Raw genomic sequence first — 17664 nt, 5'->3', positions numbered from 1 at the left:
GCTTGATTGCATCTGGCAAGGTGATCAACGCCGGGTCAACAACACGCCGGATTCCATGTGATGAGTCCATGGGAACTGGTCGAACATCGCACAGCGGGTGATGCGGTGGGTGTCGTGCAACTGGGCGATGTTGGCCGCCAGGGTCTCCGGGTTGCAGGAGATGTAAAGGATGTTGTCGAAGCGCCGGGTCAGCTCGCAGGTGTCCGGGTCCATGCCGGCGCGCGGTGGGTCGACGAACACGCTGCCAAACTCGTAGCTCTTGAGGTCGATGCCGTGCAGACGGCGGAACGGGCGCACTTCGTTCAGGGCTTCGGTCAGTTCCTCGGCGGACAAGCGCACCAGGGTGACGTTATCCACGGCGTTTTCGCTGAGGTTGCTCAGCGCCGCATTGACCGAGGTCTTGCTGATTTCGGTGGCGAGCACCTTGCGCACGCGGGTAGCGAGCGGCAGGGTGAAATTGCCGTTGCCGCAATACAGCTCCAGTAAATCGTCGGAGCGATCGCCCAGGGCGTCGTAGGCCCAGTTGAGCATCTTCTGGTTCACCGTGCCGTTGGGCTGGGTGAACGCGCCTTCGGGTTGGCGGTAGCTGAAGGTGCGGCCGCCGACTTCCAGTTTCTCGACCACATAGTCGTGACCGATGACTTCGCGTTTGCCTTTGGAACGGCCAATGATGCTGACGTTCAAGTCGCTCGCCAGTTTCGCAGCCGCCGTGTGCCAGTGCTCGTCGAGCGGGCGGTGATAGCACAGGGTGATCATCGCATCGCCCGCCAAGGTGGTCAGGAACTCCACCTGAAACAGCTTGTGGCTCAGGGCCGCACTGGCTTGCCAGGCGGCTTTTAGCTGCGGCATCAACTGGTTGATGCGCAGGCTGGCAATCGGAAACTCTTCGATCAGGATCGGCGTACGTTTGTCTTCCTGGGAAAACATCGCGTAGTGCCGCTCACCGGCTTCACGCCACAGGCGGAACTCGGCGCGCAGGCGGAAGTTCTTCAGTGGCGAATCGAAGACAGCCGGCTCGGGTGCATCGAACGGGGCCAGCAGGTCACGCAGGCGCGTGACCTTGTCTTCGAGTTGAGCAGCGTAGGCCTGGGAATCAAAAGTCATGCGTTGAACCAACCCAGCTTGATCACAAACAGAATTGACAGGATCACCAGCGCCGGGTTCAGTTCACGGGCGCGGCCCGACAGCACTTTGATCACGGTCCAGGAGATGAAGCCGAAGGCGATGCCGTTCGCGATGGAATAAGTGAATGGCATGGCCAGGGCGGTGACCACGACCGGTGCGGCAACGGTGATGTCTTCCCAGTCTACCTCGGCCAGGCCGGAAGTCATCAGCACGGCCACGAACAACAGCGCAGGTGCAGTGGCGAACGCCGGAACGCTGGCGGCCAGTGGCGAGAAGAACAGCGCCAGCAGAAACAGGATTGCCACCACGATGGCGGTCAGGCCGGTGCGGCCACCGGCACTCACGCCAGCGGCGGATTCGATGTAGCTGGTGGTGGTCGAGGTGCCGAGCAGGGAACCGGCCATGGCCGCGGTGCTGTCGGCGATCAGGGCGCGCCCCATTTTCGGCATGTGGCCGTCCTTGCCCATCAACCCGGCGCGCTTGGCGACGCCGATCAGGGTGCCGGAGTTGTCGAACAAGTCGACGAACAGGAAGGCGAAGATCACGCTGACCAGACCGATGTCCAGGGCACCTTTGATGTCCAGTTGCAGGAAGGTCGGGGCCAGGGACGGCGGCATCGACATCACGCCGCCGAACGGGGTGAAGCCCAGCACGATCGACGCGATGGTCACTGCCAGGATGCCGATCAGCACCGCACCGCGCACGGCGAGGGCTTCGAGGCCGACGATCAGGGCAAAGCCGAGGGTCGCGAGAATAGGCGCCGGTTGTTTCAGGTCACCGAGACCGACCATGGTTGCCGGGTTGCTGACCACGATTCCGGCGTTGTGCAGGGCGATCAGCGCCAGGAACAGGCCGATACCGGCGGCAATCGCCGAGCGCAGCGGCAACGGGATGCTGTTGATGATCCATTCACGGATGCGGAAGATCGACAGCAGAAAGAAGCACACTGCCGAGATGAACACCGCTCCCAGTGCCACCTGCCAGGTGTGACCCATGTGCAGGACCACGGTGTAGGTGAAGAAGGCGTTCAAGCCCATGCCCGGTGCGAGTGCGATCGGGTAGTTGGCGATCAGGCCCATGGTTGTGGAGCCGATGGCCGCCGCCAGACAGGTGGCGACGAACACGGCACCCTTGTCCATGCCGGTCTCGCCGAGGATGCTCGGGTTGACGAACAGAATGTAGGCCATGGCCAAAAAGGTCGTGACGCCCGCCAGAATCTCGGTCCGCACGTTGGTGTTGTGTGCCTTGAGTTGAAACAGCCTTTCCAGCATGTCTGCTCCCCGTGGCGCGCCGGGCGCCGTGAATGTATCGACCTCAACAGCAAAGCACAGACAGCAGAACGCGCCTGGAATTTACTGTGGGCCGGAAAAAGCCGCGCATCATACCAGCAGCGTGGGGCTATGGCTGCTTAAGCCTGCGATGGTTAGCAATGTTTTGCGACGAAGCCAACTGCGCCATACTGCGCGCTGGTTTTTCGGGGTATTCAGGTCCTGCATGAAAAAGCGTCTGGTTAGCGTGTTTGCGGCGATGTTAGCGCTGTTTCTCGGGGTTCAAAGCGCTGCGGCAGCTTCGGCCCCGCCGTTGAGTCAGTTGAAAGTGCTAAAGGTGTCATCGCCGTCCTGTGGCGTTGAAGACATTGCCGAGGGGCAGGCTCAGACCCGCTGCGATCACAGTGGCCCGAACATCATGATTTACGTGCTGGAGGTCGGTTACGGGCGCGAACCCCATGTCGGGCTGGATGGATTCGACGTCAATGGCACCCGCACACCGGTCTGCGCCTTTAAAAACGGCAACCTGACCACTTGCACCCCGGGGGGGAACACCGTGGGCTATTTGTACGCCTTCGATCTGGCGGGCAAACAGGAAGGCACGTTCACCTTCAGCAATATCTCGCTCAATGCCCCGGGCATCACGATGTCGACGCAGCTTTACATCAAGTAACGGCACGGCTCTAACAGGGGGCAGGAAAGCTGACTACGCTTTAAGGATCATTCCGTGGATCGTAGCCAATGACCTTTCGAGCCTTGATTTCCCTTGCCGAGGGCACTGATGACCTGCAGACAGTCACCCTGATCGATGTGCTGCGCCGCGCCAACGTCGAAGTGGTGGTGGCCAGTACCGAGGGGCGGCGCATGCTCACCTGCGCTCGCGGCACGCGCCTGACCTGCGATGCAATGCTGGTGGATTTGCTGGCGCAGCCATTCGACCTGATCGCCCTGCCGGGCGGTGCCGTCAGCGCACAACACTTGGCGGCCCATCAACCCCTGCAACAATTGATCAAGGACCAGGCGGCGGCCGGACGTTTGTTCGCGGGCATTGCCGAAGCGCCTGCGGTGACGCTGCAAACATTTGGTGTGTTGCGACAACGACGCATGACTTGCTTGCCTTCGGCCAGCCATCAATTGTCAGGCTGTAACTTCGTCGATCAACCGGTAGTGGTCGACGGCAACTGCATCACCGCCCAGGGTTCCGGCGCAGCGCTGGCATTTGCCCTGGCACTGGTGGAGCAGCTCTGCGGCAAGGCCGCGCGTGCGACGGTGGCAGCAGAGTTATTGGTCAAATAAACGTCAGACCTTCGCCTCTTCCTTAGGCTCATGCATGCGGTCACGGCTGGCCAGGGTCGGGAAGAGTTTGACCCAGACTCCGGTCACCACCAGCGTGCCGATCCCGCCCATGACCACTGCGGGCACGGTGCCGAACCAGTGGGCGGTCAGGCCCGACTCGAACTCACCCAATTGATTGGAAGCGCCGATGAACAGGCCGTTCACGGCGCTGACCCGGCCGCGCATTTCGTCCGGGGTTTCCAGTTGTACGAAGGACGCGCGGATCACCATGCTGATCATGTCGGCAGCGCCCAGTACCACCAGCACTGCCAGGGAAAACCAGAACGAAGTCGACAGGCCGAAGGCGATGGTGGCCACACCGAAGATACCCACCGCTGTGAACATGACTCGTCCGACGTTGCGCTCCACGGCAAATCGCGCGAGGAACAGCGACATCAGCAGCGCCCCCACCGCCGGTGCCGAGCGCAACAGGCCCAGCCCCCATGGACCGGTCAGCAGAATGTCCTTGGCAAACACCGGTAGCAATGCCGTCGCGCCACCGAGCAGGACGGCAAACAGGTCGAGGGAGATCGCACCGAGAATGTCCGGACGACTGCGGATGAAACGGATGCCCGCAAGCAGGGAGTCGAGGGTGGCCTTGCCCTTGTTCAGTGGCGTCTGTCGCGCCGGCAGGTTAAGCATCAGCGAACAGGCGATGACATACAGGAGCACCGTCGGGCCATATACCCAGACACTGCCAAAGGCATACAACAAGCCACCGAGGGCCGGGGCAACGATGGTTGCCGATTGCTGGGCCGATTGCGCAGCAGCAACGGCTCGGGGAAACAGGGCACTGGGCACGATGCTCGGCAGCAAGGCCTGGGTGGTCGGCATTTCGAAGGAGCGCGCGGCACCGAGCAGGAAGGCCAGGATGAAGATCATTTCCCGGGTAACGTGATCGGTAGCGCTGCCGATGGCCAGGGCCAGGGCGATCAGCGCTTGCAGTGACTGGCAAATCGCGGCGACCTTGCGCCGGTCGTAGCGATCCGCGACGTGTCCGGTGTGGAGCATGAACAGCACGCGTGGCGCGAATTCCACCAGGCCGACCAGACCGAGGTCGAGGACGTTTCCGGTCAGTTGATACAGGTTCCAGCCAATCGCCACGGTGAGCATCTGAAAGCCGCTGGCGGTAAAAACCCGCGCCAGCCAGAACGCAATGAAGGGACGGTGGTGACGTAACAGCAAGGGCTCTTGGCTGGGCATCTGCGGGCAAATCTTGGGGGAGGGGAAGGGTGAGGTTATCACCAACCTGTAACAGGAAGTTGCGGCGGCGGAAAATTTAGTTAGCCAGACATCTATTCCAGGCACCCAATAGCCCCTGTGTGCGGGCTTGCTCGCAAAGAGGGTGGTACATCCTGCATTCATTTCGACTGACACAGCGCATTCGCGAGCAAGCCCGCCCCCACAGGGAAATGGTGTGCAGGCCTCATCAACTCCATGAGGCAACTTGTCACGCGGCAATAGACCACGCGGTTCTTCCCCACAAATGGGACTACGCTTTCAACCTTGATTGATCCAGGTCAATACCCCAAAAGGAATTGATCCGGCGGCCGCAAGGCCAGACCCCTGCGGTGTGATGCCGGTAAAAAAAAGAACGAATTGGAATTCGCCGCACTCGATATCCGTGGGGCCGGGGATGCAGGCTCCCAGCCAGCAGCCGTACTACCTGACAGAGGAAGACTTATGTTCGGTTTAGAGGCACTTGATCTCGCCCGAATCCAGTTCGCGTTCACCATCTCGTTCCACATCCTGTTTCCAGCCATCACTATCGGCCTGGCGAGTTACCTGGCGGTACTCGAAGGTCTGTGGCTGAAAACCCATAACGATACCTATCGTGACCTCTACCATTTCTGGTCGAAGATCTTTGCCGTCAATTTCGGTATGGGCGTGGTCTCCGGCCTGGTGATGGCCTATCAGTTCGGCACCAATTGGAGTCGCTTCTCGGACTTCGCCGGCTCCGTGACCGGGCCACTGCTCACCTATGAAGTGCTCACTGCATTCTTCCTCGAAGCGGGTTTCCTCGGCGTCATGCTGTTTGGCTGGAACAAGGTTGGCCGGGGGCTGCACTTTTTCGCCACGGTGATGGTGGCCATCGGTACGTTGATCTCGACCTTCTGGATCCTCGCCTCCAACAGCTGGATGCAAACCCCGCAGGGTTTCGAAATCGTCAATGGTCAGGTCATTCCCACCGACTGGCTGGCGATCATTTTCAACCCGTCGTTCCCCTATCGCCTGATGCATATGGCCACGGCGGCATTCGTGGCGACGGCATTCTTCGTCGGTTCCTCGGCGGCCTGGCATCTGTTGCGTGGCAAGGACAATCCGGCGATCCGCAAGATGCTTTCGATGGCCATGTGGATGGCCTTGATCGTGGCGCCGATCCAGGCGGTCATCGGTGACTTCCACGGCCTCAACACGCTTGAGCATCAACCGGCGAAAATCGCCGCGATCGAGGGGCACTGGGAAAACAAGGGTGATGAGGCGACTCCGCTGATCCTGTTCGGCTGGCCGGACATGAAGGAGGAGAAAACCAGATTTGCTGTCGAGATCCCGTACCTGGGCAGCCTGATCCTGACCCACTCGCTGGACAAACAAGTGCCCGCGCTCAAGGAGTTCCCGCCCGAAGACCGGCCAAACTCGACCATCGTGTTCTGGTCGTTCCGGATCATGGTCGGCCTGGGTTTGCTGATGATCTTCACCGGACTGTGGAGCCTGTGGCTGCGCAAGCGCGACACCCTCTATACCTCGCGCCCTTTCCTGTACCTGGCGTTGTGGATGGGGCCGTCCGGCCTGATCGCGATCCTTGCCGGTTGGTTCACCACTGAAATCGGCCGTCAGCCGTGGGTGGTGTATGGCCTGATGCGCACGGCAGATGCATCTTCCAACCACAGCTTCATGCAGATGAGCATTACCCTGATTCTGTTCGTCGTGGTGTATTTCGCGCTGTTCGGTGCCGGTCTGGGTTACATGATGCGCCTGGTGCGCAAAGGGCCGAAGATCGACGAAGGCAAGGAAACCAACGACGGTGGTCCAGGCCAGAAACGTACACCGGCGCGTCCGCTCTCCGCAGCGGATGACGAGCACACTGATGGCGATGTCAGCCTGACCAGGGAGAATTGAGTCATGGGTATTGATCTTCCGCTGATCTGGGCCGTGATCATCATCTTCGGCATCATGATGTACGTGGTCATGGACGGATTCGATCTGGGCATCGGGATTCTTTTCCCGTTCATTCCCGGCAAGGGCGACCGTGATGTGATGATGAACACCGTCGCGCCAGTCTGGGACGGCAACGAAACCTGGCTGGTGCTGGGCGGTGCAGCACTGTTCGGGGCTTTCCCGCTGGCCTACTCGGTGGTGCTTTCGGCCTTGTACCTGCCGTTAATCCTGATGTTGATCGGGCTGATCTTTCGCGGCGTGGCTTTCGAGTTTCGTTTCAAGGCCAAGGATGACAAACGGCACCTGTGGGACAAGGCGTTCATCGGCGGTTCGGTCACCGCAACGTTCTTCCAGGGCGTGGCATTGGGGGCGTTCATCGACGGATTGCCCGTGGTCAACCGGCAGTTTGCCGGCGGTTCGCTGGACTGGCTGACACCCTTCACGATGTTTTGCGGTGCGGCGCTGGTGGTGGCATATGCGTTGCTCGGTTGCACCTGGCTGATCATGAAGACCGAGGGCAAGCTGCAGGAACAGATGCATGACCTGGCGCGGCCACTGGCCTTCGTGTTGCTGGCAGTGATCGGCGTTGTCAGCATCTGGACCCCGCTGACCCACGCAGAGATCGCCGCGCGCTGGTTCACCTTGCCAAACCTCTTCTGGTTCCTGCCGGTGCCGATTCTGGTACTGGTGACGATGTACGGTCTGATTCGCGCCGTGGCCCGCAATGCGCACTACACGCCGTTCCTGCTAACGCTGGTGCTGATCTTCCTCGGCTACAGTGGATTGGGTATCAGCCTGTGGCCGAATATCGTGCCGCCGTCGATCTCGATCTGGGACGCCGCCGCGCCGCCGCAAAGCCAGGGGTTCATGCTGGTCGGCACGCTATTTATCATTCCGTTCATTCTGGGGTACACCTTCTGGAGCTACTACGTATTCCGCGGCAAGGTCACGCACGAAGACGGGTATCACTAGCTCCACGACTTGCCTTTGATGGCGTCGATAACGGCGCCATCGATCTGAAGGAGATCGAAGCAATGAGCAGCAAACCTTCCCTGCGCGAGATTGAAGAAGGCGAAAAAAAGCCGCTGTGGCAGCGGCTCGGCTGGTTGGCCATGATCTGGGCTGGCAGTGTCGGTGCACTGTTCATCGTCGCCAGCCTGATGCGCATGTTCATGAATGCCGCAGGCCTGACTACCCACTGAGCATTCCCTCCCGCTGCCTCCTGGCGCGGATTCACAACCCTGGGGCGGCCGCTTATTTGCGTGCTTTGAGAATCACGAATTTTGGGTTGGCCGCCACCTGTTCGACGCCACGGAACAGCCGCGCCAACTTGCTGTGATAACCCAGGTGTCGGTTGCCGACAATGTACAGCGCGCCGCCCACGACGAGCGCTTCCCGGGCTTGCTGGAACATCCGCCAAGCGAGAAAGTCACCGACCACCTGTTGCTGGTGGAACGGTGGATTGCACAGCACCACGTCCAGCGATTGCGCCTCCTGGCCTGCCAGGCCATCGCCAGCACGCACAATCACTTCCCGCTCACCCAGCGCCGCACGCCAGTTTTCGGCGGCCGATTGCACGGCCATGTAGGATTCGTCCACCAATGTGTAATTTGCCTCGGGGTTCTGCAGGGCACTGGCGATCGCCAGCACACCGTTGCCGCAGCCCAGATCGGCAACCCGCGCCGTGCCGAGACTTTTCGGCAGATGTGGCAAAAATGCGCGGGTGCCGATGTCCAGGCCCTCGCGGCAGAACACGTTCGCATGGTTTAGCAATTCGATCGCCGGCTCGTCGATCCGGTAACGGGTGGGGTAGGGCGATGAGGCGGGTGCTTTGGCTTGCGCAGTGGCAATCAACAGGCGGGCTTTTTTCACCGCCAGCGACGCTTGCACCGGGCCTATGTAGCGCTCAAGCAGATCGCCTGCCGCCCGTGGCAGGTGCTTGATCATCGCTGCGGCGATCACCTGGGTACCCGGTTGCAATTGGCCCTGCAGGCGGATCAATTGTTCTTCCAGCAGCGCCAGGGTTTTCGGCACCCGCACCAGCACGCAGTCGAATGGCCCGTTCAGCGGCTCGCTGGCTGGCACGGCGGGTACCGCGTCGAATGGCAGGCCGTTGCGTACAAGGTTTTTTTCCAGCCCCTGGAGGGCCAGGAAGGAGTCGCCGCTGCTGACCACCCGGACTTTGCCTGCCAGGCTGGCTGCCAAAGCACCAAAACTGTCGTTGAGCACCAGCACCCGGGTGTCCGCCGTCGGATTCTGCTCGGCCAGGTGGTTCAGCAAATATTCGTCGGCCGCATCGAAAGCTTGCAGTGGTTCGTTCTGCTGTTCGGGCTGGCGGATCAGGTCGAGGCTGGCGAAGGGTGTTTCGAGCAAAGGCATGGGGCGAGGCTCTGGGTAATCAACGGGATTGCCGCTGCCCGGGGGCGCTGAAGCGGGCGGGACTCGCCGAGTGTACTTCGTCGTGCAGGTTCACACGGCAACACTCAGGCAGCAGCCGCAAATGGTACGTTTTTTTACGCTGGATTACCCGCAGGTTTTCCTGGCACCCAGTGGTTCAGATGGCTCTGGACCTGGTTGCAGCGATCACCGCAGCAATCTTGTTATTGACCCCGAGCTTCTCGATGGCCCTGTGCACATGAAAATTGATGGTGCGCTCACTCAAACTGAGGATTCTGGCGATCTCGAAAGCGGTCTTGCCGGTGGCTGACAGTTTCAGGACTTCGACTTCTCGTATTGATAGGGGCGGGTGCGAAGGTTTTTTCGGATATGCCCGGCTCGCCAGGGCATGCAAATGACGGCTGATGAACACCGTAAATCCCAGGTTTTCATACAGTTCATAGGGCGAAATCGGACAATGGCTCCTGGCCAGACTGAGGATGCTGCGCAGACCGGATTCCTCATCATGGATCGCCTGCGACCAACCATGCGGCAAGCCTTGCTGCTGCAACATCTGCCAAAGCCATGGGGTTTTGCAGAAGAGCTGTTCGCTCCAGAGAACGGGCAGCATGGAGTGTTCGCAGTGGTCGGCAATGGGGTCGGGCTGATTGGCATTGTTTTGCGCGTACCGGGCGTTCCAGCCAGAGGGGAAATTGTTAAGCCTCAGAACGTTACAATCGGAGCTGGCAGTGGTTGAGCAGGTTGAGAAGGCGCAAAATTTGTAACCCAGGTTTTTGACGAAATCGAGTGACATTCGAAAAGCGATATTGATGTCTTCAGTGTGTGAGAGTTTCTTGAGTTGTGACTCTTTCCAATGCTCCATTCCTAATCCTCCCTTAAGTGTCCTCTGGGGTGCCACTATGGATCCAATATCCGGCACGCTTCGAGTGTAGGATAATTCCTATATTCTGAGTTGAAACTTTTTGCTCTTAAACAAATGCGGAATATTCAGTTGCAGTCCTGATTTGTGAAAAAGTATTAATATGTCGCGCGGCATTTGATGCGAAACTGTTTTAAACAAAGTTGCGCTTGGCTGTTTAAGTCCATTATGCCACTACCCACTGTCGGTGTTATTGCCCGCCATTTTGCGGGACACTGGGTTATCTGTTGAAGGGAGTGCGCCATGACCGTCAGTGAAGAAAAATTTACCCGCCAGACGTTGCTCGATGTACAGCCGGTGACCCCGAACCTGTTCACCCTGCGTGCCACCCGCGATGCGGGGTACCGTTTTCGTGCGGGGCAGTTTGCCCGGCTGGGCGTGGTCAGGGCCGATGGCAGCACGGTATGGCGCGCCTACTCCATGGTTTCGTCGCCCTTCGATGAATTCCTTGAGTTTTTTTCCATTGTCGTGCCCGGTGGCGAGTTCACCAGTGAACTCAGCCGATTGGGTGTCGGCGATACGTTGCTGGTCGACCGTCAGGCCTTCGGCTACCTGACACTTGACCGCTTTGTGGATGGGCGTGATTTGTGGCTGTTATCCACAGGCACGGGCGTGGCCCCCTTCCTGTCGATCCTGCAGGACTTCGAAGTCTGGGAAAAATTCGAACGCATCATTCTGGTCTACAGCGTGCGTGAAGCCCGTGAGCTGGCGTATCAGGAACTGATCGCGGGACTGGCGCGCCGTGATTATCTGGCCGAGCACGCACACAAGCTGCAATTCATTGCCACGGTCACTCGCGAGCGGCATGTCGGCGCCCTTAACGGGCGAATTACCACGCTGATTGAAAATGGCGAACTGGAGCGTGCTGCCGGTGTGGCGCTGACGCCCGAACACTCGCGCGTCATGTTGTGCGGCAACCCACAGATGATCGATGACACGCGCAAACTGCTCAAGCAGCGGGACATGCATCTGAGCCTCAGCCGGCGACCCGGTCAGGTGGCGGTAGAGAACTTCTGGTAGAAAAAAACGGCGCCTCGATGGCGCCGTTTTTTGCCCCGCGTTTGGGTCAGGGCGCGTCGTTACGGGCCTTGAGCAGGTCGCGGATCTCCCCCAGCAACACTTCTTCCTTGGTGGGGACCGGTGGCAGGGTTGGGGCCGCTGCTTCTTCGCGCTTCATGCGGTTGACCGCCTTGACGCCCAGGAAGATTGCAAAAGCGACTATGACGAAATCAATTATGGCCTGGATGAATTTGCCGTAGGCCAGCACCACAGCAGGTGCATCACCCTGGGCGGCCTTGAGCGTAACGACCAAGTCGCTGAAGTCCACACCACCGATCAGCAGACCGATGGGGGGCATGATCACATCGCCGACAAACGACGTAACGATCTTGCCGAAGGCGGCACCGATGATGATACCGACAGCCATGTCGATCACATTGCCTTTGACCGCGAAGGCCTTGAACTCGTTTAGCACGCCCATAGGTTATTTCCTTGTTACAGATGAGGTTGATGAGCGCAGTGTAAATCAGCCAGTCGCTTCCTGCTCGAAACAACTGCTTACCTGCGTCTGCCTGCAATCGACCCGGGGCATGGGGAAAAGTTTGCAAGGTGACCGCGATGGGCCAGTGATCTGGACATCCGCAATGGCGTAGCAGGCGATTTGGCCATCAGTTTAATCGCTTCGTGGCGAACGGATTAAAGTCCGTTTGCTTAAGGCTTGTCGCAATCTGATAACGCAGCCGTAATGTCATGTCATTCGGCTGACTAACTAGTTGGTTATTCCGGCCGTGGCCCTCAAGTATCACGGTAATGGGGTCTGATTGGTTGTTGTTTTTGAATCTGTAAATCGGGTTTATTCTTGAATATCAGGTTGTACGTCAGAGTTGATAATGTGCAAGGTATGTATAAGTTTTATGGTGACTGTGCTGAATGTTTTGTGTCTGTTTGTTCAGTTATAAACGAAAATATGTACAGGACATTGCCTGAAGTGCAGGGATTTAATATTCCTGGTCATACAAAAGTATTGTGTCTGCCTTCAGGCATCCGGCCACGCTGATCGACGCCAGCTGAGCTATCATCGCGTTTTTTTGCCGGGGGTTCCGATGGCCAAGGCCAAACGCATGTACGGCTGCACCGAGTGCGGCTCAACCTTCCCCAAGTGGGCCGGTCAGTGCGGTGAGTGCGGGGCGTGGAACACGCTCACTGAAACCATGGTGGAAAGCGGCGGGGCCGCAGCTCCGACGGGTCGTACCGGTTGGGCCGGGCAGCAGGCGCAGATCAAGACCCTGGCAGAAGTCAGTGTCGAGGAGATTCCGCGATTCTCCACGGCCTCCAGCGAGCTGGATCGTGTGTTGGGTGGTGGTCTGGTCGATGGCTCCGTGGTGCTGATCGGCGGCGATCCGGGCATCGGCAAGTCGACCATTCTCCTGCAAACCCTGTGCAACCTCGCCACGCGCATGCCCGCGCTGTACGTCACAGGCGAGGAGTCCCAGCAACAGGTGGCCATGCGTGCACGGCGGCTGGGCTTGCCCCAGGACCAACTACGGGTGATGACCGAAACCTGCATCGAAACCATCATCGCCACGGCCCGGATCGAGAAACCGAAAGTCATGGTGATCGACTCGATCCAGACCATTTTCACCGAACAACTGCAATCAGCGCCCGGCGGCGTCTCCCAGGTGCGCGAAAGCGCGGCTTTGTTGGTGCGATACGCCAAGCAGAGCGGTACCGCGATCTTCCTGGTTGGACACGTCACCAAGGAGGGCGCGCTGGCGGGTCCTCGCGTGCTCGAGCACATGGTCGATACCGTGCTGTATTTCGAAGGGGAGTCCGATGGGCGTTTGCGTCTGTTGCGGGCCGTGAAAAACCGTTTTGGGGCGGTCAACGAGTTGGGCGTGTTCGGTATGACCGACAAGGGCTTGAAAGAAGTCTCCAACCCGTCAGCGATTTTTCTTACTCGCGCTCAGGAAGAAGTCCCGGGCAGTGTGGTCATGGCCACCTGGGAAGGCACCCGGCCGATGCTGGTGGAGGTTCAGGCGCTGGTGGACGACAGTCACCTGGCGAATCCGCGACGGGTAACGCTGGGGCTGGATCAGAATCGCCTGGCGATGTTGCTGGCGGTGCTGCACCGCCATGGTGGCATTCCGACCCATGATCAGGACGTGTTTCTCAACGTGGTCGGTGGGGTCAAGGTTCTGGAAACGGCTTCCGACCTGGCACTGATGGCGGCGGTGATGTCCAGTTTGCGCAATCGGCCGCTGCCCCATGATCTGTTGGTGTTCGGCGAGGTCGGGCTGTCCGGTGAAGTACGTCCCGTGCCAAGCGGTCAGGAGCGCCTGAAGGAAGCCGCCAAGCATGGCTTCAAGCGGGCCATCGTGCCTAAGGGCAATGCGCCGAAGGAAGCACCGGCGGGCTTGCAGATTATTGCCGTGACCCGTCTGGAGCAGGCCCTCGACGCACTGTTCGAATAACCACGCCCCTGTAGGAGTTGCCGCAGCCTGCGGCAGCTCCTACAGGGCGATCAGGGCACCCAGTTCGCGCTCAAGCTCTTGCGGGTCACCCAGGTTGAGTTCGATCAACCGCCGCAAGCGTTCAATGGATTCCAGGCTGATGTATCGACATACGAAGCCGAGCTGACCATGATCTTCGTGGGTCAGATGCACATCCATGGTGATTTCGCTGTCATCGCTCAAGTGGATGTCGATCCGGAAGTCATGCGCCTTGTCGCCAAGCCATGGCTCGGGCTGCTCGATCAGCAATCCTTTCAGCGACAAGTCGATCAGCTTCACCGGCCATATGAAGTCGCCCTGGCTCAGTTCGGCTCGGGCATCGAACGCAATACGTTTGAAGCGGCGACGTTCGGCAGGGTGCTCGCTCATGGTGCGATCCTCTGAAATGTACGCAAACTATAGACCGGCATTCTCAAAGGCTGCCAGCGCGCACGTTTCTAGACCAATGTTGGGGTATGGCCTTTACCGTCAGGAGAGCTAAACTCGGAGTGGCTGTCTTTCTTGTCCACTCTGGCCGGAATAATAAAATGAAAAATAATAATAGCCCGCTACGCCATTTACCCTGGCTGGTGCTGGCAATCGTAGGTGCGTGTGCCTTGGGTGTCGTGGCGTTGCGCCGAGGCGAGGCGATCAACGCCTTGTGGATTGTGGTCGCTGCAGTGGCCATCTATCTGGTTGCATATCGTTATTACAGTCTGTTCATCGCCAACAACGTGATGCAACTCGATGCGCGTCGGGCTACTCCCGCCGTGCTCAACAACGATGGTCTGGACTACGTGCCGACCAACAAACACATTCTCTTCGGCCACCACTTCGCCGCCATTGCCGGTGCGGGGCCGCTGGTCGGTCCGGTACTGGCCGCGCAGATGGGCTACCTGCCCGGCACCCTGTGGCTGATCGCCGGGGTGGTGCTGGCCGGCGCGGTGCAGGACTTCATGGTCCTGTTCATGTCGACCCGGCGCAACGGTCGCTCCCTGGGTGACATGGTCCGTGAAGAAATGGGCCGTATCCCCGGCACCATCGCGCTGTTCGGCTGCTTCCTGATCATGATCATCATCCTCGCGGTGCTGGCGCTGATCGTGGTCAAGGCACTGGCCGAAAGCCCGTGGGGTATTTTCACGGTGATGGCGACCATCCCGATCGCGATGTTCATGGGCATTTACATGCGCTACATCCGCCCGGGCCGCATCGGTGAGATCTCGGTGATCGGCGTGCTGTTGCTGCTCGGTTCCATCTGGCTGGGCGGGGAGATTGCCGCGGATCCGGTGTGGGCCAAGGCCTTTACCTTTACCGGCATCCAGATCACCTGGATGCTGATCGGTTACGGTTTTGTGGCGGCGGTATTGCCGGTGTGGCTGATCCTCGCGCCCCGTGACTATCTGTCGACTTTCCTCAAGATCGGCACCATCGTGGCCCTGGCCATCGGCATTCTGGTGACCATGCCCGAGCTGAAAATGCCAGCGTTGACCCAGTTCATCGACGGCACCGGTCCGGTATGGAAGGGCGGTCTGTTCCCGTTCCTGTTCATCACCATCGCCTGTGGCGCCGTGTCGGGTTTCCACGCACTGATCTCCTCCGGCACCACGCCGAAGCTGCTTGATAACGAGGTAAACGCTCGTTACATCGGTTATGGCGGCATGCTGATGGAGTCCTTCGTGGCGATCATGGCCATGGTCGCCGCTTCGGTGATCGAGCCTGGTGTGTACTTCGCCATGAACAGCCCGGCCGCCGTGGTCGGCGGTGATGTGGTGGCAGTGGCGCAAGCAGTCAGCAACTGGGGCTTTGCCATCACCCCGGAAGCCCTGCAAGCGGTAGCTCATGACATTGGTGAAACCACTATCCTGGCCCGCGCCGGCGGTGCGCCGACCCTGGCGGTGGGCATCGCACAGATCCTGCACAGTGTACTGCCAGGTGAAAACACCATGGCGTTCTGGTACCACTTCGCGATCCTGTTCGAAGCGCTGTTCATCCTGACCGCTGTCGACGCCGGTACCCGTGCCGGGCGTTTCATGCTCCAGGACCTGCTCGGCTCTTTCGTTCCGGCACTCAAGCGTACCGAATCCTGGACGGCCAACCTGATCGCCACCGCCGGTTGCGTGGCGATGTGGGGCTGGTTGCTGTACCAGGGCGTGATCGATCCATTGGGTGGTATCAACACCCTGTGGCCGCTGTTCGGCATCTCCAACCAGATGCTGGCCGGGATCGCGCTGATGCTCGGCACTGTCGTGCTGATCAAGATGAAGCGCCAGCGCTATGTGTGGGTCACCATGGTGCCAGCGGTTTGGTTGCTTATCTGCACCACCACTGCCGGCTTCATCAAGCTGTTCGACGCCAACCCGGCGATCGGCTTCCTGGCGCTGGCCCGCAAATACAGCGATGCCCTGGCCAATGGTCAGATCCTCGCCCCGGCCAAGGACATCACCCAGATGCAACATGTGATCTTCAACGCCTATACCAACGCAACGCTGACTGCATTGTTCCTGTTTGTGGTGTTCAGCATCCTGTTCTATGCGCTCAAGGTCGGTATTTCCGCCTGGGGCAGCAAAGAGCGTACGGATAAAGAAGCGCCATTCCAGGCCCTGCCGGATGCGTAAACGAGGATTGCAGCATGTTCAATGACCTGAGTCGCCTGGGTAAATACCTCGGTCAGGCCGCGCGCCTGATGGTCGGCATGCCCGATTACGACAACTACGTCGAGCATATGCAGAGCAAACACCCGGACAAACCGGTGATGAGCTACGAGATGTTCTTTCGCGAACGTCAGGAAGCCCGTTACGGTGGCAAGGGTGGGCCGAAGTGTTGTTGATCTGACAGCCTGAGGCCGTAGGTATCCCCGGTGGGAGCGGGCTTGCTCGCGAATGCGGTGTGTCAGTCGACCAATTCTTTGACTGACACACCGCATTCGCGAGCAAGCCCGCTCCCACATTTGTTTTGTGTTGTTTTTTAACTTTGTGAAACAGGAGACTCCATTTGTCCTCTCCCATCCCGGTCACAATCCTCAGCGGGTTCCTCGGTGCCGGCAAGACCACCTTGCTGCGCCACCTGCTCAAAGCCGAGCACGGCCTGAAAATCGCCGTGATCGAGAACGAATTCAGCGATGCCGGTATCGACACCCAGCTATTGGGCGACGAACCTGTGCAAGTGATGACACTGTCTAACGGCTGTGTCTGCTGCACCATCCACACCGATCTGACCAAAGCGCTTTATCTGCTGCTCGAGCGCCTCGACAAGGGTGACATCGCCTTCGACCGTCTGGTGATTGAATGCACCGGACTTGCCGACCCGGCTCCCGTGGCGCAAACCTTTTTCATCGACGAAGAACTGCGCGAGCGCTACATCCTCGACGGCATCATCACCCTGGTGGATGCGGCGCACGCCGAGCTGCACCTGACCCAGACCATTGCCCAGGCGCAGATCGGTTTTGCCGACCGCTTGCTGGTGAGCAAGCGCGATCTGGTGGACGAACCGGCCTTTACGGCATTGAGCGAGCGTCTGGCCCGTATCAATCGCCGCGCGCCGATTCGTGTCGTTGACCATGGCAAGATCGACCTGGCCGAATTGCTTGATGTGCGCGGTTTCAACCTGAATGCCGACCTCGGCGGTGGCGTGACATTGCGTCCGGTGAGTACGGCGCCGTCCATCGACCGAATCTCCAGCCTGGTGCTGCGCACTGACAAACCGCTGGATATCGACAAGCTCAGCGAGTTCATGAACGAACTGTTGGAAGACCATGGAAAGCAATTGCTGCGCTACAAAGGGGTCTTGAACATCCTTGGCGAGCCGCGGCGCATGGTGTTTCAAGGGGTATTGAAGCTTTACGGTTTCGACTGGGACACCGAATGGGCCGATGATGAAGCCCGTGAAAGCGTGATCGTGTTCATCGCCGATGATTTGCCGGAAGAGAAAATCCGCGAGGGTTTTGCGCGTGTGGCGGCGGGTTGAGCATTTTTCA

The 17664-nt window shown here is 59.3% G+C and carries 17 protein-coding genes; 10 read left to right on the top strand and 7 right to left on the bottom strand.

The annotated features are described in order from the left end of the window. Positions 1–24: 24 nt before the first annotated feature. Entirely contained in the window at positions 25–1104 is a 1080-nt protein-coding gene (gene trmA, locus KW839_RS24770; protein WP_218425738.1) for a tRNA (uridine(54)-C5)-methyltransferase TrmA, read from the bottom strand. Beyond that, positions 1101–2396, bottom strand: a complete 1296-nt coding sequence (locus tag KW839_RS24765; RefSeq protein WP_060543306.1) for an NCS2 family permease — start codon at positions 2394–2396, stop codon at positions 1101–1103. Before KW839_RS24765 ends, trmA begins: the two co-directional genes overlap by 4 nt. A 223-nt stretch (positions 2397–2619) precedes the next feature. Between KW839_RS24765 and KW839_RS24760 the strand changes: the two genes are divergently transcribed. Then, positions 2620–3066, top strand: a complete 447-nt coding sequence (locus KW839_RS24760; RefSeq protein WP_218425737.1) for a DUF4879 domain-containing protein — start codon at positions 2620–2622, stop codon at positions 3064–3066. A gap of 68 nt (positions 3067–3134) precedes the next feature. Beyond that, positions 3135–3689 (top strand): DJ-1 family glyoxalase III, encoded by a 555-nt coding sequence (locus KW839_RS24755; protein WP_060543308.1) that lies wholly within the window; start codon positions 3135–3137, stop codon positions 3687–3689. Between the two features lie 3 nt (positions 3690–3692). Here KW839_RS24755 and KW839_RS24750 read toward each other — a convergent pair whose 3' ends face one another. After that, positions 3693–4931, bottom strand: a complete 1239-nt coding sequence (locus tag KW839_RS24750) for an MFS transporter (protein WP_060543309.1) — start codon at positions 4929–4931, stop codon at positions 3693–3695. 480 nt (positions 4932–5411) lie between these two features. Between KW839_RS24750 and KW839_RS24745 the strand changes: the two genes are divergently transcribed. The 3 genes from KW839_RS24745 (at position 5412) to KW839_RS24735 (ending at position 8089) form a co-directional block, all read left to right on the top strand. After that, positions 5412–6848: a cytochrome ubiquinol oxidase subunit I gene (locus KW839_RS24745; RefSeq protein WP_060543310.1), complete on the top strand. Its 1437-nt coding sequence runs from the start codon at positions 5412–5414 to the stop codon at positions 6846–6848. 3 nt (positions 6849–6851) lie between these two features. Next, on the top strand, positions 6852–7859 hold the full coding sequence (gene cydB, locus KW839_RS24740; protein ID WP_060543311.1) for a cytochrome d ubiquinol oxidase subunit II: 1008 nt from the start codon (positions 6852–6854) through the stop codon (positions 7857–7859). 62 nt (positions 7860–7921) lie between these two features. Continuing rightward, positions 7922–8089, top strand: a complete 168-nt coding sequence (locus KW839_RS24735; protein ID WP_218425736.1) for a DUF2474 domain-containing protein — start codon at positions 7922–7924, stop codon at positions 8087–8089. Positions 8090–8141: 52 nt separating this feature from the next. On the opposite strand, the gene KW839_RS24730 is transcribed toward KW839_RS24735, so the two are convergent. Further along, positions 8142–9266, bottom strand: coding sequence for a methyltransferase (locus KW839_RS24730; RefSeq protein WP_218425735.1), 1125 nt, complete (start codon positions 9264–9266; stop codon positions 8142–8144). A gap of 175 nt (positions 9267–9441) precedes the next feature. Next, positions 9442–10146 carry a LuxR family transcriptional regulator gene (locus tag KW839_RS24725; RefSeq protein WP_218425734.1) on the bottom strand — a complete coding sequence of 235 codons (705 nt, stop codon included), beginning with the start codon at positions 10144–10146 and terminating at the stop codon, positions 9442–9444. Between the two features lie 300 nt (positions 10147–10446). Here KW839_RS24725 and KW839_RS24720 point away from each other — a divergent pair, with 300 nt between their 5' ends. Continuing rightward, entirely contained in the window at positions 10447–11223 is a 777-nt protein-coding gene (locus KW839_RS24720; RefSeq protein ID WP_218425733.1) for a ferredoxin--NADP reductase, read from the top strand. Positions 11224–11269: 46 nt separating this feature from the next. On the opposite strand, the gene mscL is transcribed toward KW839_RS24720, so the two are convergent. Then, positions 11270–11683, bottom strand: a complete 414-nt coding sequence (gene mscL, locus KW839_RS24715) for a large-conductance mechanosensitive channel protein MscL (protein WP_060543315.1) — start codon at positions 11681–11683, stop codon at positions 11270–11272. Positions 11684–12305: 622 nt separating this feature from the next. Between mscL and radA the strand changes: the two genes are divergently transcribed. After that, complete coding sequence (gene radA, locus KW839_RS24710; protein ID WP_060543316.1) at positions 12306–13673, top strand: DNA repair protein RadA; 1368 nt, start codon at positions 12306–12308, stop codon at positions 13671–13673. Positions 13674–13712: 39 nt separating this feature from the next. Here radA and KW839_RS24705 read toward each other — a convergent pair whose 3' ends face one another. Continuing rightward, a complete protein-coding gene (locus KW839_RS24705) occupies positions 13713–14081 on the bottom strand; it encodes a PilZ domain-containing protein (protein WP_060543317.1) in 369 nt (122 codons plus the stop codon). 158 nt (positions 14082–14239) lie between these two features. Between KW839_RS24705 and KW839_RS24700 the strand changes: the two genes are divergently transcribed. The 3 genes from KW839_RS24700 (at position 14240) to yjiA (ending at position 17654) form a co-directional block, all read left to right on the top strand. Beyond that, positions 14240–16306: a carbon starvation CstA family protein gene (locus KW839_RS24700; RefSeq protein WP_060543318.1), complete on the top strand. Its 2067-nt coding sequence runs from the start codon at positions 14240–14242 to the stop codon at positions 16304–16306. Positions 16307–16320: 14 nt separating this feature from the next. Continuing rightward, positions 16321–16518, top strand: a complete 198-nt coding sequence (locus KW839_RS24695; RefSeq protein WP_008052036.1) for a YbdD/YjiX family protein — start codon at positions 16321–16323, stop codon at positions 16516–16518. 164 nt (positions 16519–16682) lie between these two features. Further along, positions 16683–17654 (top strand): GTPase, encoded by a 972-nt coding sequence (gene yjiA, locus KW839_RS24690; protein ID WP_060543319.1) that lies wholly within the window; start codon positions 16683–16685, stop codon positions 17652–17654. Positions 17655–17664 lie beyond the last annotated feature (10 nt).

The sequence above is a fragment of the Pseudomonas sp. PDM31 genome, assembly GCF_019218965.1.
Lineage (GTDB): Bacteria > Pseudomonadota > Gammaproteobacteria > Pseudomonadales > Pseudomonadaceae > Aquipseudomonas.
The sequence above is the reverse complement of the archived record's forward strand: the minus strand, read 5'-3'. Positions and strand labels throughout refer to the sequence as shown.